At 65.4% G+C, this 15,533-nt stretch carries 15 protein-coding genes; 5 read left to right on the top strand and 10 right to left on the bottom strand.

From position 1 onward, the window contains the following. A partial coding sequence (locus AC1DS3_RS23045; protein WP_477128019.1) for a zinc-dependent metalloprotease family protein occupies positions 1 to 950 on the top strand: 950 nt, incomplete at its 5' end. Next, complete coding sequence (locus AC1DS3_RS23040) at positions 905 to 1,900, top strand: hypothetical protein (protein ID WP_441630858.1); 996 nt, start codon at positions 905 to 907, stop codon at positions 1,898 to 1,900. The genes AC1DS3_RS23045 and AC1DS3_RS23040, both read left to right, overlap by 46 nt. 235 nt (positions 1,901 to 2,135) lie before the next feature. Here the strand turns inward: AC1DS3_RS23040 and AC1DS3_RS23035 are convergent, their stop codons facing one another. The 4 genes from AC1DS3_RS23035 to AC1DS3_RS23020 form a co-directional block, all read right to left on the bottom strand. Further along, positions 2,136 to 2,438, bottom strand: coding sequence for a hypothetical protein (locus AC1DS3_RS23035; RefSeq protein ID WP_441630860.1), 303 nt, complete (start codon positions 2,436 to 2,438; stop codon positions 2,136 to 2,138). Between the two features lie 245 nt (positions 2,439 to 2,683). Then, on the bottom strand, positions 2,684 to 3,436 hold the full coding sequence (locus AC1DS3_RS23030) for a molybdopterin-dependent oxidoreductase (RefSeq protein WP_441630918.1): 753 nt from the start codon (positions 3,434 to 3,436) through the stop codon (positions 2,684 to 2,686). A gap of 29 nt (positions 3,437 to 3,465) precedes the next feature. Further along, positions 3,466 to 4,113 carry a cytochrome b/b6 domain-containing protein gene (locus AC1DS3_RS23025; RefSeq protein ID WP_441630862.1) on the bottom strand — a complete coding sequence of 216 codons (648 nt, stop codon included), beginning with the start codon at positions 4,111 to 4,113 and terminating at the stop codon, positions 3,466 to 3,468. Positions 4,114 to 4,174: 61 nt separating this feature from the next. Next, positions 4,175 to 4,816 carry a hypothetical protein gene (locus AC1DS3_RS23020; RefSeq protein ID WP_441630864.1) on the bottom strand — a complete coding sequence of 214 codons (642 nt, stop codon included), beginning with the start codon at positions 4,814 to 4,816 and terminating at the stop codon, positions 4,175 to 4,177. Between the two features lie 147 nt (positions 4,817 to 4,963). Between AC1DS3_RS23020 and AC1DS3_RS23015 the strand changes: the two genes are divergently transcribed. Together AC1DS3_RS23015 and AC1DS3_RS23010 are read left to right on the top strand one after the other, a co-directional pair. Then, positions 4,964 to 5,635 carry a heavy metal response regulator transcription factor gene (locus tag AC1DS3_RS23015; protein WP_441630866.1) on the top strand — a complete coding sequence of 224 codons (672 nt, stop codon included), beginning with the start codon at positions 4,964 to 4,966 and terminating at the stop codon, positions 5,633 to 5,635. Then, positions 5,632 to 7,056, top strand: a complete 1,425-nt coding sequence (locus AC1DS3_RS23010) for a heavy metal sensor histidine kinase (protein ID WP_477128018.1) — start codon at positions 5,632 to 5,634, stop codon at positions 7,054 to 7,056. Before AC1DS3_RS23015 ends, AC1DS3_RS23010 begins: the two co-directional genes overlap by 4 nt. Positions 7,057 to 7,130: 74 nt before the next feature. On the opposite strand, the gene AC1DS3_RS23005 is transcribed toward AC1DS3_RS23010, so the two are convergent. Then, positions 7,131 to 8,342: a globin domain-containing protein gene (locus AC1DS3_RS23005; RefSeq protein ID WP_441630870.1), complete on the bottom strand. Its 1,212-nt coding sequence runs from the start codon at positions 8,340 to 8,342 to the stop codon at positions 7,131 to 7,133. 301 nt (positions 8,343 to 8,643) lie between these two features. Here AC1DS3_RS23005 and AC1DS3_RS23000 point away from each other — a divergent pair, with 301 nt between their 5' ends. Next, positions 8,644 to 9,168 carry an RrF2 family transcriptional regulator gene (locus AC1DS3_RS23000; RefSeq protein ID WP_477128017.1) on the top strand — a complete coding sequence of 175 codons (525 nt, stop codon included), beginning with the start codon at positions 8,644 to 8,646 and terminating at the stop codon, positions 9,166 to 9,168. 44 nt (positions 9,169 to 9,212) lie between these two features. Here AC1DS3_RS23000 and AC1DS3_RS22995 read toward each other — a convergent pair whose 3' ends face one another. The 5 genes from AC1DS3_RS22995 to AC1DS3_RS22975 all read right to left on the bottom strand — a co-directional run. Continuing rightward, positions 9,213 to 9,650, bottom strand: coding sequence for a carboxymuconolactone decarboxylase family protein (locus tag AC1DS3_RS22995; RefSeq protein WP_441630874.1), 438 nt, complete (start codon positions 9,648 to 9,650; stop codon positions 9,213 to 9,215). 96 nt (positions 9,651 to 9,746) lie between these two features. Continuing rightward, entirely contained in the window at positions 9,747 to 11,198 is a 1,452-nt protein-coding gene (gene pdxR / locus AC1DS3_RS22990; RefSeq protein WP_477128016.1) for a MocR-like pyridoxine biosynthesis transcription factor PdxR, read from the bottom strand. 115 nt (positions 11,199 to 11,313) lie between these two features. After that, positions 11,314 to 12,528: an NnrS family protein gene (locus AC1DS3_RS22985; RefSeq protein ID WP_441630878.1), complete on the bottom strand. Its 1,215-nt coding sequence runs from the start codon at positions 12,526 to 12,528 to the stop codon at positions 11,314 to 11,316. Positions 12,529 to 12,782: 254 nt separating this feature from the next. Beyond that, positions 12,783 to 14,348 carry a DHA2 family efflux MFS transporter permease subunit gene (locus AC1DS3_RS22980; protein ID WP_441630880.1) on the bottom strand — a complete coding sequence of 522 codons (1,566 nt, stop codon included), beginning with the start codon at positions 14,346 to 14,348 and terminating at the stop codon, positions 12,783 to 12,785. Between the two features lie 110 nt (positions 14,349 to 14,458). Then, positions 14,459 to 15,533 (bottom strand): EmrA/EmrK family multidrug efflux transporter periplasmic adaptor subunit (locus tag AC1DS3_RS22975; RefSeq protein WP_477128015.1); only part of this gene is annotated, 1,075 nt, incomplete at its 5' end.

Raw genomic sequence — 15,533 nt, 5'->3', positions numbered from 1 at the left:
GTCAAGTGACGGGTGACCTGATCGAGTTGACGGGAATCGCTGGTCAGCGCGACAAAGCGAAAGGAACGACGGCCGCAATTGAAGTGCGTTATGGCGGTGCCAGTGGGCCGCTACTGCACACCTTGGCTGTGCAGGTCTACGAGCCCATTGAGGTAGCCGTGGCAGTGCATTTCGTATCCATTGGACAAGCCGGTAAGCCAGAGATTCCACGGGTTCCTCCGTCCCTGCAGCGTCCAAAGCTTGAACCAATCTTCGACAAGATCAACGATATCTGGCGTGCGGCGGGGGTTCGCTTCCAAGTCACACAATGGCTGAATGACACCATCGATCTGACGCAGGCAGGGGCGATGACGGTCAAGGCCCCTATCAACGAATTTCCGGTGGTGACCGAGCTGAATCGCAAGGCGGAACACCTGAACATGTATGTGGTCGAGTCCATGATCGGTGGCGGCATCGGCTGGGGGCTGTGCAACACCGCGTTGGTGGCCGCCGAGCAGATGCATGGCAGTCAACCGTCCACGCAAGATCAGCTTGTCYAGACCTTTGCCCACGAGATCGGGCACTTCCTTGGCCTCTGGCATCCTGCGACGCATAACCCCAAGGGGGACGATGTTCACGTCCAGATTGACGGAAAGGACGAGCATCACAACCTGGAGGACTTCTGGTCCCGTCGGATGCTGATGTACGTCTATACCGGGTTGAACGGCACCGATCCGCTGGACGCCAATACCCGGCAACGCGGCAGGCAATACGACGTTGGCAATGGCTGGTATGTCGGCGGCAAGATGCTGTGCTGCAAGACGGTACCGAAAATCGTGTCCTCGTCGAGATATTCCGAAATTGTCACGGCGCGCGGGATTGCTCTGCTCAATAAACATGAATCGTCAACGGAGAAGAAAACAGCATGGGCACCACCGTCCGACAACGCTGGGCAAGGCGTCTTTGCCTGAGCCTGTTGCTTGGCAGCACCATTGCATTGCCACAAACATGGGCTGCGCAAGATCTCGCCATTCCGGAGCTACCGAATATGCCTCGCCTCGCACAATTGATGAACCAACATATCAGCCAAAATCGGTGGGATGATTGGGATGACGTCCATGCCTACGTCCGTCAGCAGCAGAACGCCATCGTGCCGGAAGTCCAAGCCATTGTGAGCGATCCGAGGACAAGCAGTACCGCGATGAGAATTGCCTATGGCTTTCTGCGGAAGGTTCCCACGCTCGAATCGGCGACGCTATTGGCGCAGGGCTTTAGTAAAGGGGGTGGTCAGGCAAGCGTGGTTGGCTTGATCGAAAACCCCCGTGCCGAGGTTTACCCAATTCTGAAGGGGCAGTTGCGACCACCAGCAAGAGAAGACGACAAGGATCTCCTGCTCACCATGGCGCAGATCCCCGTATCAGCGGAGCAGCGCGTCGCCGACCTGAAGCCTTATGTGGGAGCAAAGGACTATGGAGTGCGGGTCGGCGCGGTCTTCGGCCTCGCGCTGCTGGACGACCCCGGCAGTATGGAACTGATGACGCGTGCGCTGAGTGCGGGTGACCGTGACGGGAAAATGGACCCGCTCATGATCTTCTATCAGTTCCGCGCATGGCGCACGCCGAAATTTGTGCCGGCGCTGATTCCCGTGCTGAACGACCCGATGGAAATCAAGGATATCGGATTGCGCCGCTACAACGCGGATGGCAGCGAATCGGCCATGACACCCGAAGAACTGCGCTATCTACGCGCCCGCGACTACGCGCTGAACATCATCGTCAAGACGCTGAAAATGGACGTGCCGTTCAAGATCGAGGATAACGTGACTTACTCCAAGGAGCAGCGCGAACTGGTCAAGCAAAAGCTGCGCGACCTGGGCTACACGGTGACCGATGAACCCTATCCGGTCACGGACGGAGTGTAAGCAGGATGACGGTCAAGGCTTCGCGGTGACCGGGCTGAATCGCAAGGCGGGACACCTGAACATGTACGTGGTCGAGTCCATGATCGGTGGCGGCTCGGCTGGGGGCTTTGCAATACGGCCCTGGTGGCCGCGGAGCAGATGCATGGCGGCTATACCTTAAGTGGACCAGTCGGGATTCGACAATCTACGTGCTGCGGGTGTGGCACACCCGAGAGGATCGCTAAGACGACTTGCCTCAAGCCACCCGCCGTGTACTCCAGGCCTGATAAACGTAATACAACGGCCGCTGCGGATCCGATTGCGTGGCCGATGCCGGCGCCGCGCCGCGGATCTGCATGGTGACCAGCACCATGCGGGCGGCTTTCACGGGCGAGTAGCGGTCGCGCAGCGGCAGCATGGGCAGCACGGCACGCCATTCCGGGGGCAGGCCATCGTGGCTGAAGGTGCCGAGCGCGCAGTAGCCCCATCCTTCGGATGTGAGGTGCCAGAGTTGCCGGTAGGGGCTGCTGCCTGATGCCGCTGATGCCACTGAAGCCATGGTCTCCCTCGTTCGCGTGCCGGTGCCCGCGGCGGGAGATCAGGCGGGCTTGCGCTATCCAGGCTGCGTGCCGGCCGGGTGGCGGCAGCGCGCATGGCCTTGATATTACCCATGTGTGGCGGCGGTGGGAATGCTCCGCGCGCTTTGCGGGTGCGGCAGCGCGCACACCACACACCGTGTTTGGTGCCCGGCATACAGTGCATCACCCAGAGTTCGTCACTTGCCGGCGGCGGTGCTTTCTTGTCCTACAGCCCGCTGAACCCGTTATACCCCTGGTCTTCCCAATAGCCGCCCGGATTCTCGTTGGTCACGAAGAGCGCGGCGATATGCTTGGGGTTCTTGAAGCCGAGCTTGGTCGGCACCCGCAGCTTGAGCGGGTAGCCATACCGGGCGGGCAGCGGCTCGCTGCCAAAATCCAGCGCCAGCATGGTCTGCGGGTGCAGCGCGGTTTCCATGTCGAGGCTGGAGTAATAGCGGTCCGCGCATTTGAAGCCGATATAGCGGGCGGTGGTGTCCGCGCCGATGCGTTCCAGGAAGGTGCGCAGCGCAACGCCGCGCCATTCGCCGATCGCGCTCCAGCCTTCGATGCAGATATGCCGCGTGATCTGCCCCGCCTGCGGCAGCGCGCGCAGTTGCGCCAGGCTCCACGTGCGCTTGTCGGCGACCAGCCCGGAGACTTCGAGGCGGTAGCCGGCAGCATCGACCTCCGGCACGTCGTACTCAGGATAGAAGGCGTTGAACGGGAAGGGCTGCGTGATCTGGCTGCGCGCGTAGGTGGGCGCGAGCCGGTTGCGGTTGAACAGCCAGGCCTGAACGCGATCGTTCCAGCGCGACATTGACCACAGCACCTTGTCCACGGCGTCGCCATCCTGCAAGGTGCAGCCCGCCAGCATGGACAGCGCGCCTAGCGACAGCGAGGAGCGCAATAGCAGGCGCCGCTGGAGCTGCACGAGCTGGGGCTTGAAATCAGTCGCGCATGGCGGCTCCGAAGCCGGCATGCCGATCCGCTTGCCATCGTTGGGGGCGCTCATGCTTTGACATCTCCATGGCCAGCGCGCCCGGCGCGTCCGGTCAACATTGGCAACAAGGTGGCCGGCACCAGGATGACCAGCGCCAGGTGAATCACCACAAAGCCCGCGATCCCCGCCATGGCAAAGAAATGCACATGGCGCGCCGTGTCGAACCCGCCAAACAGCGTCGCCAGCCAGTCCAGCTGCACGGGCTTCCAGATGGCCAGCCCGGATGCCACCACCAGCACGCCCAGCAGCAGCACCGCCACATACATCAGCCTCTGCACCGCGTTGTAGGCGCCGGGCCGGTGCGGCAGGCGCAGCCGGATGGCGAGCGACGCGTCACGCAGGACGCCACGCGCGCTCAGCGGCAGGAAATGGCGCCGGAAATGCCGCGTGGCKAGGCCATAGGCCAGGTAGACCAGGCCATTGGCGGCCAGCAGCCACATGGCCGCGAAATGCCATGCGATCGAGCCGCCCAGCCAGCCGCCCACCGTCGCCCAGGCCGGAAATTTGAAGGGAAACAGCGGCGAGGCGTTATAGATTGCCCAACCGCTCATCACCATGCAGGCCATGGCGAAAGCGTTGACCCAGTGCGTGGCGCGCACGACCAGCGGATGGACGATGGCGCGCCGCGCGGGTGCGGAGGAGGGGAGCTTGCGCATGAGGGGGAGCGTTGGCGGTACAGCAAGGAGCCAGGCCGGACAGCGCCGGCCCGGGCGGGTCTTACATCGGCGGCACGACGCCTTGCTTGCCGGCCGAGATAAAGCGCGCGGTCAGTCCGCCGTCGGCGCCTTTGCTGGCAAACAGCACGATATGCGCGCCGGGGACCAGCAAGGAGCGGTCGCTGGGCTCCAGGTTGACGATGGGCACGTCGTTGGGGATCACGATGCGCTTTTCGCCGTCGGGGTACTTCACGGTGATGGTGCGGCCGTTGCTGACCACCACGTTGCCTACGGTGCCGTTGGTCATGCTGCTGTTCTTGCCGAGGTCCCACGCACGGTGGCCTTCGCCGCTGCCGCGCATGCTGGGCGGGAACACGTGCACCTCGAGCGCCTTGAGCGAGCCATCCGCCTGCGGCACGGCGGCCGAGCCGATATAGCTGCCGGGCTTGATCTCATCGACCTTGGCCAGCGTCACCGCGCGCACCGCCGTGTCCTTGGTCAGGCCCACTTCCAGGTCCTGTCCCGACCGCGTGCGCACCTTCAGCGTGTCGCCGGCGAAGGCGGTCACGGTGCCGCGCACGCCGGTCGGCGTGGCGGCGGGAGCGGGCTGTGCCAGCACCGCGGGCGATGCGGCAAACATGGCGCCGGCGAGCAGCGCCGGGGCCACCAAGGTACGCGTCAACATGCTCGAAACGATCTTCATCCTGGAACTCCTGGTGCGTGGAAAGTGCTTCGTAGGTTAGGAGGATGGTCGGGTCGCTCGGATGACTTTTTGATGACCAAAATGTCATAAATCAGGGATCCGGCCACCGCTAGAATGGCGGCATACCCTTGAATGGCTTTGCGCATCATGAGCATCCTCGTCATCGAAGACGACCCCAAGACCGGCGATTACCTCAAGAAGGGTTTGCGCGAAAGCGGCTACGCCGTGGATCTCGCGCGCACCGGCACGGACGGCCTGCACATGGCGCTGGAGCATCCCTACGACCTCGTCGTGCTCGACGTGATGCTGCCGGGCATCGACGGCTGGGAAATCATGCGCACGCTGCGCGCGCGGCGCGACCTGCCGGTGATCTTCCTGACCGCGCGCGACCACGTCAACGACCGCATCCACGGGCTTGAGCTCGGCGCCGACGATTACCTGGTCAAGCCGTTCTCGTTCATCGAGCTGGTGCTGCGCATCCGCACGCTGCTGCGCCGCGGCGTGGTGCGCGAGGCGGAACTGTTCGAATTCGCCGACCTCAAGCTCGATGTCCTGCGCCGCAAGGTGACGCGCCAGGGCGTGGAGATCGTGCTGACCAACAAGGAATTCCTGCTGCTGCACCTGCTGGTCAAGCGCCAGGGCGAGGCGCTGTCGCGCACGCTGATCGCCGCCGAGGTGTGGGACATGAACTTCGACAGCGACACCAACGTCGTTGACGTGGCCATCAAGCGGCTGCGCGCCAAGGTCGACCAGCCCTTCGACAAGAAGCTCATCCATACCGTGCGCAGCATCGGCTATACCTTTGGCGAGGGCGCGTGAAAGCCTGGTCCTCGCGCTCACTGACCGCGCGCACCACGTTGTTGTTCGCCGCGATTGCCTGCGTGGTGATCGGCGCGCTGGGCGCGTATTTCTACCAGTCCGTCAAGACCTCGATGGAGGCTCGCGCCGATCTGCAGCTGATCGGGCGCGTGGCGCATTTCCGCCGGCTGGCCAGCGATGTGTACACCGTCGGCGAGCTCAAGGACCGGCCTTTGCTGTTCGAATCCATGCTCGGCGCCGAGCGCGACGTGCTGATTTTCCGCAARCCGGGCGAGCCGCCGTTTATCCACGTCAACCCGGACAACCTGCCGGTGCCGGCAAAGCTCGAGGCGTCCGCGCCGGGCGACGGCGCCGGCCTGAGCGCGGCCAGCATCCTGCGCACCCGGCTGGACAACGGCGTGCCGGTGCACTGGGCGGCCGCGATGGCGCGCTCCAGCGAGGACGGCGGCGTGGTYGAGGTGATCGCCGCGCATCCGATGAGCAACGAAGTGCGGATGCTCGCCGCCTACCGCGACCGCGTGGTGCTGGCCGCGCTRGTCGGCATGCTGGCGGCGACCGCGCTCGCCTTTTTCGCTATCCGGCGTGGGCTCAAGCCGGTTGGCAGCATCGCCGCGCGTGCCGCCGAGATCAGCCCGGCCAGCCTGGCGGTGCGCCTGGATGAGCGGGATGCCCCCGCCGAGCTGCGTGGCCTCGTCGGCGCGTTCAACGCCATGCTGGACCGGCTGGCCGACGGTTACGRGCGCCTGTCCCAGTTCTCCGCCGACCTGGCCCACGAGATCCGCACGCCCGTGGGCGCGCTGATCGGCCAGACCCAGGTCACGCTGAGCCAGTCGCGCCGGCCGGAGGAATACCAGGACGTCCTCGAGTCCAACCTGGAGGAGCTGAACCGGCTTGGCCATATCGCCGAGAACATCCTGTTCCTGGCGCAGGCCGACCATGCCGGGCTGGTTATCGAGCGTGCCCCGGTGTCGCTGCCTGACGAGCTCAACAAGATCGCCGAGTATTTCGAAGGGCCGGCGGACGAGAAGGCGATGACATTCGAAGTGGAGGCGCTCGGCACGGTCTGGGCCAATCCGCTGCTGTGCCGGCGCGCCATCAACAACCTGGTGGTCAATGCCGTGCGCTACGGCACGCCGGGCAGCGTGGTGCGCCTGAGCAGTACCGAAGAGGCTGACGGCATTGTCGTTTCGGTGGAGAACCAGGGCGAGGCCATCCCGCAAGGCCAGCTCGACCGCCTGTTCGACCGCTTCTATCGCGGCGATGCCGCGCGCAGCCGGGTCGCCGAGTCCAACGGCCTCGGCCTGGCTATCGTGAAGGCCATCATGGTGCTGCACGGCGGTGGCGTGAAGGCCAGTTGCCCCGCGCCTGGGCTGGTGCGGTTTGCGCTGCGGTTCCCGCGGCAGCAAGGGCCGGCTTCCTGAGCTTGTGGTGGCTGGCGCCTGCCAGCCGTGCGCGCGGGGTCCCCGCGCGCTTTGTTGCCGTCTGGTTTTTAACGTTACAGCAGCGTATCCAGCAAATCCGGCCCAAACACCTCCCGGTGCACCCGTTCCGCCTTCACCCCACGCGCCTGCAGCGCCGCGCGCTGTGCCTGCATGAACGGCAGCGGCCCGCACAGGTAGAAGTCMGCATCCGCAAGATCTTCGTCGGCCAGAATCACATCGATATCCATGCGGCCGGGCAGGGCGGGTTGCGCCAGAAATTCCGCCGGCTCCTCGGATTCCAGGAAAAAGTGCGTGCGCAGCTTGGGCAGCTTGCGGGCGGCATGCTTGACGTCCTTCAGGTGCGCCACGTGCGAGGCCATGCGCGCGGCGTGGCCGAATACGACCTTGCGTGAAGGGTTGCGCTGCGCGACGGTGTTCAGCGCGCAGATCATGGGCGTGACGCCGACGCCGGCCGAGAGCAGCACGATGGGGGTGCTGGGCTCGATGCGCGGGACGAAGTCGCCGAAGGGCTGGCTGACCAGCAGCACGTCGCCTTCGCGGGCGTTCTCGTGCAGCCAGTTCGAGACCGCGCCGGCGGGCAGGTCCTCGCCATTGCCGCGGTCGCGCTTGACCGAGATGCGCCAGGTCTTGCCGTTGGGCGCGTCGGACAAACTGTACTGGCGTTGCTGGAAGGCGCCGGGGGTGAGTTCCACCACCACGGAGATGTACTGGCCGGGCAGGAAGTCTGCCAGCGTGGTGCCGCCCACGGCTTCGAGCGTGAAGGCGGTGATGTCGGCGCTTTGTTCTTCGCGCGCGACGATGCGCACGGGCTGGCGGTGATCGGGGCCGGTTTGCGCGCGCTCGTAGAGACGGGCTTCCGCGGCGATCAGTTCGGCGGCGAGCAGCCAGTAGGCTTCGTCCCAGGCGGCGACCAGCGCCGCGGTGGCGGCATCGCCAAGCACTTCGCCAATGGCGCCGAGCAGGTGGCGCGCGACGATGGCGTAGTGGCTGGGCTTGATGCCGACCGAGACGTGCTTGTGGACGATGCGGCTGACCACCGGTGCCAGGGCGCTGTTGTCGCCATAGTTGGCGGCATAGGCAAACACGGCGGAGGCGAGCGACTGCTGCTGCGAACCGTTGGCCTGGTTGCCCATGTTGAACAGGTTGGTCAGCTCGGGCCGATCGGCAAACATGTTGCGATAGAACGTCTGGGTAATGGCCAGGCCATGTTCGCGCAGCACGGGGACGCTAGCGTCGATCAGGGGTCTCGATTGTTCGGACAGCACGGCAACCTCCAAAGATGTGCATAAAATGCAACAAAAAAGAAAAATGACTCCGCACCGTGGTGCGGTGGCGCCGTACGGTCTGGGTGCGGTCTCGGTTCAGCCTGGACGCGGTCAGGTGGCGACGCCTTGGAACCGATTTTATTAAACATGCATTTGCAATGCAACATAAAATTTGCGGCAGCGCGCAAAGATGCATCTTTGGTCCATGTTAGACTGCGACGGCCGCCGCACTGAGGCGCAATGCCCGCCGGAGCGCCATCCTGGCTACCCCGTACATCATCGCCGCAAACCGGACTTTTCCATGAGACTGACCGACTACACCGATTACAGTCTGCGGACCCTGATCTATGTCGCGGTCCATCCGGGCGAGCTGGTCACCATCCAGCACATCGCGGATGCATTCRGCATTCCCAAGAACCACCTGATCAAGATCGTGCAAAAGCTCGGCCAGTCCGGCTTCCTGCATACGGTGCGCGGGCGCGCCGGCGGCATCGAGCTGGGCCGGCCGGCGTCGGAGATCAATGTGGGTGAGGTGATCCGGACCATGGAGTYGGATTTCAACCTGGTGGAGTGCTTCCAGGGCGACGACAACCACTGCATCATCACCCGCGTATGCGGCTTGCGCGGCGTGCTGTCCGCGGCGTTGCGGGCTTATTTCGAGGTGCTGGACGCGTATAGCTTGCAGGATCTGGTGGAGAAGCCTGCGGCGCTCACCCGGGCATTTGGCGACGGCGGCGCGGCCACCCTGACCGGCATCCCGGTCAAGAACGTGACGCGCAAGGCCAAGGCCTCCCAGGCGGCAGCCGAGGGCGCTGGCGAGCAGTAAGCCCGCGTTGCGCCGATCTCCCGGCTGGCGAAGTCGGCCCGGGTTCAGGCCGGCGTCTTGCGAAACGAGATGGCGAAACGGTTCCAGCTGTTGATCGTGGCAATCAGCAGGGTCAGGTCGACCAGCTCGGCGTCGCCGAAGTGGGCGCGAACCGCTTCCCAGACAGCGTCGGGCACATGATCCTGGGCGACCAGCGTGACGGCTTCCGTCCAGGCCAGCGCGGCGCGCTCGCGGTCAGTGAAGAAGGGCGTTTCGCGCCAGGCCGACAGGGTGGCCAGGCGGCGGTCATTCTCGCCGCCCTTGCGCGCATCGGTGGTGTGCAGGTCGATGCAATAGGCGCAGCCATTGATCTGCGAAGCGCGCAGGCGCACCAGCTCTACCAGCGGTTTTTCCAGGCCGCTCTTGCCGATGCGTTCTTCCAGGCCGAGCATGGCCTTGATGGCGGCGGGACTGGCTTTGTAGAAGTCGAGACGTTGTTCCATGGTTTGCTCCTGCCTTGCGTTTTGCGCCATCAGTGTGGAGGCGCGACGGGAACAAGAATAGGACGGCGACTGGCTATGCAAAATAGCCAGTTTTCCCTAATTTGAGGTAACCAGTGGCGGACCGTCCGCCGCCAGCGCCCCGGCCAGCTTCTCCATGCCGGCGTGGATGTCCGCCACGCTGATGCCACCGTAGCCAAACAGGATGCCAGGTGCCGGCGCCTGCCCGCCGTACATGCCTGCAATGCCATACAGGCCGACCGATACGGCGGCGGCGCGCGCGATCAGCGCGGTCTCGTCGTKCGGCATCTTCAGGTGGGCCACCATGTGGATGCCCGCGGCCGGCGCGTGGGGCGTGAACCACGGGCTCAACGGGCCCTGCAGGTGTTCAAGCAATGCGGCGCGGCGTGCGGCGTACTCCTTGCGCATGCGCCGCAGGTGCTTGGCGAAGTGGCCGTCGAGCATGAACTTGGCCAGCGCCGTCTGCGTCATGGTGCAGCTGTGCCAGTCGCTGACCTGCTTGGCCCGGCGCACGGCTGTGCCCAGCGGCGCCGGGGGAATCACGTAGCCGATGCGCAACTCGGGGAAGATCGTCTTGGAGAAGGTGCCGACGTATGCCACCACCCCTGTCTTGTCCAGGCTCTTGAGCGACTCCATCGGGTGGCCCATGAAACGGTACTCGCCGTCGTAGTCGTCCTCCAGCACCAGCGCGCCGCGGCGTTGCGCCCACTCGAGCAGCGCCACGCGCCGCTCCAGGCTCATCGCCATGCCCAGTGGAAACTGGTGRGACGGCGTGACGTAGACAATGCGCGCGTTGTCCGGCAGGGCTTCCACTACCAGCCCCTGCGCATCCACGGGGACATAAGCCACCTGCGCGCCCAGCGCGGAAAACGCAATGCGCGCGGGCGGATACCCGGGATCCTCCACCGCCACCACGTCGCCGGGGCGGATGACCACCCGCGCCATCAGGTCGATCGCCTGCTGCGCGCCCTGCGTGACGACGACGTCCTGCCAGTTGCTGACCACGGCGCGGCTGAACGCCAGGTAGCGCGACACCGCAAGCCGCAGTTCCTGCTCGCCGGCGGGATCCCGGTAGCTGCCGCGCCCGCGGGCCTGCACGCGTAGCGCGTGGCTGACACAGCTACGCCATTTGTCGAAGGGAAACATGCCCTTGTCGGTGACGCCGCCCACGAAGTCGAACGCTGGCGCGGCGCCGGGTGGCGTATGGGGAAGGGGGTCGGGCAGCGCTTCCCAGATCGAGCCGGAGCCGGCGCTGGGGGAGAGCGGTGACGGCGATGGCGCCAGGCCCGTCATCTCGTGCGCGACGAAGGTGCCGTCGCCGGCGCGGGAGCGCAGGTAGCCCTCGGCAATCAGCCGCTCGAACACGTCGAGCGTGGTCTTGCGCGATACCCCAAGCTGCGTGGCAAGGTCACGGGTCGACGGCAGCCTTTCACCCGGCGCCAGCCGGCCGTCGACGATGCCCGCCCGCAACTGCCGATAGAGTTGGCCGGCAAGGCCCTGCCGGCCGTGAATGCTCAAATGGACATCCATCTCTTCATCTTGTGCCGGTGGTTACCTGGATCCGCCATGATGCCAAAGGCCGAGGCGGGCAGGTGGGGAAAGCGGGGCGCGTGGTCTCGTTCGGAGGGGGGCATCGCGCGAAGCCTTAACCTTCCCGTCCGTCGGCCCGGGGCCGGGTCAGGTAGGGCACGTACTTCAGCAGGTACAGCGCGAAGGCCGCCATCCAGAGCGCCGCCGCGCTGGCGATCCAGTACGGTTTGAATTGCGGCAACAGCAGCGGCCCGATCACGCGGACGACAGCGGCCAGGCCGATGCACGCGTAGGCGGCGTGCTCCATCGCACCCGCTTCCAGCTTGCGGCCGGTGTGGCCCAGCGCGGTGCGCGTGATCATCCCCAGGATGGCGCAGCCGATCGCGCCTACGGTGAGGGCGTGCAGCGCCGTCGAGCGGTCGGTCCAGCCCAGGGCGGACGCCGCCAGCAGCACCAGGCCCAGCGGCAGGCAGGCATACGCCAGGTGAAGGATGGCGATCAGCGGCTTGCGCACCGTGTGCCACGAGCTCCAGCCGCCAAGCCGCAGCGCTTGCGCCAGCGCAGCCAGCAGCGCGATGGCCGCGGTTGCCATGCCGCGCGGCGCCAGCGTGCAGGCGATCATCGCGGCCAGCGTCAGCGCCACCACGCTGCGCTCCACCGGCGTCGAGCGCCGGATGCGTACGCCGGGCACGGTATTGGCGGTGAACATCGGGATCACCCGCCCGCCGATCACGGTAATGAAGATGACGACCAGGCCGATGCCGGCATCGGCACTTTGCAGTGCGACGTGCACGGCGCCTCTCGCCATCGCCAGGTGGAACACCACGTTCAGCGCCCACAGCAGGAACAGGGCGGCGGCAAGGCCATAGTTGCGCACGCTGCCGGCGCGCACCAGCACGCGCAGGAAGGCGGTGGCGCACAGCAGCAGGAAGGCGAGGTCCAGCACGGCCGCGGCAGGGGCGGGCCCGGTCCACATCGCCACGCGCGCCGCGAGCCACACAGCGGCGAGACCACCCAGCAGCCAGCCCTGCGGCGTCTGCTGTCCCGTCCAGTTCTTGCCGGCGGTAAACAAGAAGCCGGCCACAACCACGGCGGCAAAGCCAAACACCATCTCGTGCGCATGCCACAGCATGCCGCCCATGGCCGGCTGTGCGCCAGACCGGGGCCACCAGCCCAGGTAAATGGCTGCCCACACGCCGATGGCCACTACGGCGAAGCCCGCCGCCAGCAGATAGAAGGGCCGGAACGCGAGCGCAAGCACGGGGTGGCTGTGGTATCCGGCGCCGGTTGGCGGCCGGGTAGATGGCTGGGTTTGTGGCTGGGGCAGCATGACGCCTCTCGCAAAGGGTGGGATGAAACGCTGGATTGCCGTTGGTGTTTGTCAGTGTTCGTCGGTCTTTGTCTGTGCGCTTGCCAACAGACTTCGCATATCGTGCGGCGCAGCAACCTGTGAACGATTCTATAAAACAAGCATTTCAAATGCAACATAAAATGCTGATGTGTCAACGGGGTGACACGCGGCGCGGCAGGGCGGCAAGCAAGCAGGCCGGATCGCCCCCCATTCATGCAAGCTCCCGCGCGCCTTCAGTGCGCGGCCGCAGCAGCGGCAGCATTGCCGCCCTTGGCCGGCTTGGTGAACCAGATCAGCGGAATGATCGCGATGAAGATCACGCCCGAGATCCAGAAGATATCGTTCAAGCCAAGCATGGCGGCTTGCGTGGTGAGGTTGCGTTCGAAGAACGCCATCGCCTGCTCATGGCTGAACCCGGCCGTGGCCTGCAAGGCTTCCAGCGTGTGCACAAAGGCCGGGTTGTGCTGGCTGGCCTGCTCCGCGAGTTGCGAGTGGTGCAGGACATTGCGGTCGTTCCAGGCCGTGCTGGCCAGCGACGTCCCTACCGCGCCGGTGAACACGCGAACAAAGTTCGACAGGCCCGCGGCGGCCGGAATCTTGTCTGGCGACAGCCCCGACAGGATGATCGCGGTCAGCGGCACGAAGAACAGCGCGGTGGGGATGCCTTGCAATAACGTGGGCAGCACCAGCGTCCAGGTGTCCACCGTGGTGGTGTAGCCCGAGCGCATGAAGAACACTGCGGCGAAGCCGGCAAAGGCCATGGTCGCCAGCACCCGCGTATCGGAGCGCGGCATGATCTTGCCCAGCACCGGCGCCAGTATCACGGCGAAGATGCCCAGCGGCGCGGTCACCAGGCCGGCATTCACGGCCGGGTAGCCAAGGTACTGCTGCATCCATTGCGGCAGCAGGACCAGGTTAGCGAAGAATACGCCGAAGGCTACCGAAATCGCCACGGTGCCGCCAAGGAAGTTGCGCCCGGCAAACAGCTTGAGATCGACGATCGGATGCTCTTCAGTCAGCTCCCAGATCACGAAGAAGATAAAGCTGATCAACGCAACGACACCCAGGCCCACGATCAGCGACGAATGGAACCAGTCGAGATCCTTGCCCTTGTCGAGCATGATCTGCAGCGCTGCCACCCAGGTGATGAGCGAAGCCAGGCCAACCTTGTCGATCGGCAGCGCGCGCTTCGGTGTTTCACGCGAGCGGTAGATGATCCAGGTGACGGCGGCGGCGAACAGGCCTACGGGAATGTTGATGTAGAAGATCCACGACCAGGAGTAGCGGTCGGTCATCCAGCCACCCAGCGCCGGGCCGGCAATCGGGCCCACGGTGGCCGTCATGGCCCACAGCGCCAGCGCCGTGGAACTGCGTTGCTTGGGATACGAGCCAAGCAGGATGGCCTGCGAGAGCGGAATCAGCGGGCCGGCCACGGCGCCTTGCAGCACGCGCGCGGCCAGCAGGATTGGCAGGGTGGGCGCAATGCCGCACAGCCAGGACGACAGCACGAACAGCAGGATGGCGCCGACGAACAGGCGGATTTGCCCGATGCGCTGGGTCAGCCAGCCTGTGAGCGGGATCGATACCGCGTTGGCGGCGGCGAACAGCGTGATGACCCACGTGCCTTCGTCCACCGACACGCCGAGGTTGCCGGAGATGGTGGGAATGGCCACGTTGGCGATCGACGAGTCGAGCACGTTCATGAAGGTGGCGAGCGCTACCGCGAAGGTGGCTAGCACCAGCTTGCCGCCGGTAAGCGGCGGGGGCTGGAGCGGTTCGGCTGTGTTGGTGTTTTCCATGTTGAACTCGACGGGTCACTGGCTTGTGTCGGCCGGCCCTTGCCGGATTTGATTTCGATTTAGAAATCTGAGTTATCAGATAAATGACGAAGAAAAATCTTGGCAAGGCATTACAGGACTGCACCTTTGGCCGGCTTTTCCGCCGTCTTCGCGGCAACCGCGGTGGCCTGTGCGCCCTGGCTGGATGCGCCCGAGGTGCTGTTCAGCGCGATGATGCGAGCGATTTCAGCATCGGCTTGCTCCCCATAGCCATGGTAGACATTGGTGCTGTAGGTGGTTTTCTTGACCGCGCCGAGTTGCGCGCCGCTGCGGTCCCTGGTGTCCACGTCGACCTGCATCGACAAGCCGATCTGCAGCGGGTGGGCACGCAGCTCCGCCGGATCGAGCTCGATGCGGGCGGGCAGGCGTTGCACTACCTTGATCCAGTTGCCGGTGGCGTTTTGTGCCGGCAACGCCGAGAACGCGCTGCCGGTGCCGGCGGAGAAGCCCACCACGCGGCCGTGATAGCGCACGCTGCTGCCGTACACGTCCGCGCGCAGCACAACCGGCTGGCCGATTCGCATGTGCTGGAGCTGGACTTCCTTGAAGTTGGCATCTACCCACACGCCATCCAGCGGGACGATGGCCATCATCGGGGCGCCTGGGGCCACGCGCTGGCCGACCTGCACCGAGCGGCGTGCCACATAGCCCGTGACGGGCGCCGGCAGCGTGTTGCGCGCCAGGGCGAGATGCGCGTCGCGCAGCTTGGCGGCGGCGGCCTGTACGGCGGGGTGCTCGGCGACCGTGGTCTGGTCGGTCATGGCGCGGTTGGACGCAAGTTGCTGGCGGGCAGCTTCGAGCGCGGCCTCGGCGGTCTTGACCGCGTCGCGGGCGTGGGCCACGTCTTCCGCGGACACGGCCCCGGTTTCCGTCACTTGGCTGCGGCGCTGGAAATCGTCGCGGGCCTTGCCCAGGTCGGCCTGGCGCTGCTGGATCGCGGCCTGGTAGACGTTGTTGTTAACGTAGAGGGCGCTGACCTGCCGTACCGTTTGCGCGAGCTGGGCCTGGGCGTTGCCCAGCGCGACCTGCGCATCGGCCGGGTCGAGGTTGACCACGGCTTCGCCGGCCTGGACGATCTGCGTGTCGTCGGCGTTGACGCTGATCACGGTTCCGCTGACCTGCGGCGTGAGCTGCACGAGGTTACCG

The organism is Cupriavidus sp. 01L46 (assembly GCF_056399905.1).
This window is presented reverse-complemented; position numbering and strand designations above follow the sequence as displayed.

What these genes read in the sequence shown, in the direction of transcription:
- AC1DS3_RS23040 (WP_441630858.1), top strand. Translation starts at nt 905, where the DNA reads ATGGGCACCACCGTCCGACAACGCTGGGCAAGGCGTCTTTGCCTGAGC.
- AC1DS3_RS23035 (WP_441630860.1), bottom strand. Translation starts at nt 2,438, where the DNA reads ATGGCTTCAGTGGCATCAGCGGCATCAGGCAGCAGCCCCTACCGGCAA.
- AC1DS3_RS23030 (WP_441630918.1), bottom strand. Translation starts at nt 3,436, where the DNA reads ATGCCGGCTTCGGAGCCGCCATGCGCGACTGATTTCAAGCCCCAGCTC.
- AC1DS3_RS23020 (WP_441630864.1), bottom strand. Translation starts at nt 4,816, where the DNA reads ATGAAGATCGTTTCGAGCATGTTGACGCGTACCTTGGTGGCCCCGGCG.
- AC1DS3_RS23015 (WP_441630866.1), top strand. Translation starts at nt 4,964, where the DNA reads ATGAGCATCCTCGTCATCGAAGACGACCCCAAGACCGGCGATTACCTC.
- AC1DS3_RS22995 (WP_441630874.1), bottom strand. Translation starts at nt 9,650, where the DNA reads ATGGAACAACGTCTCGACTTCTACAAAGCCAGTCCCGCCGCCATCAAG.
- AC1DS3_RS22985 (WP_441630878.1), bottom strand. Translation starts at nt 12,528, where the DNA reads ATGCTGCCCCAGCCACAAACCCAGCCATCTACCCGGCCGCCAACCGGC.
- AC1DS3_RS22980 (WP_441630880.1), bottom strand. Translation starts at nt 14,348, where the DNA reads ATGGAAAACACCAACACAGCCGAACCGCTCCAGCCCCCGCCGCTTACC.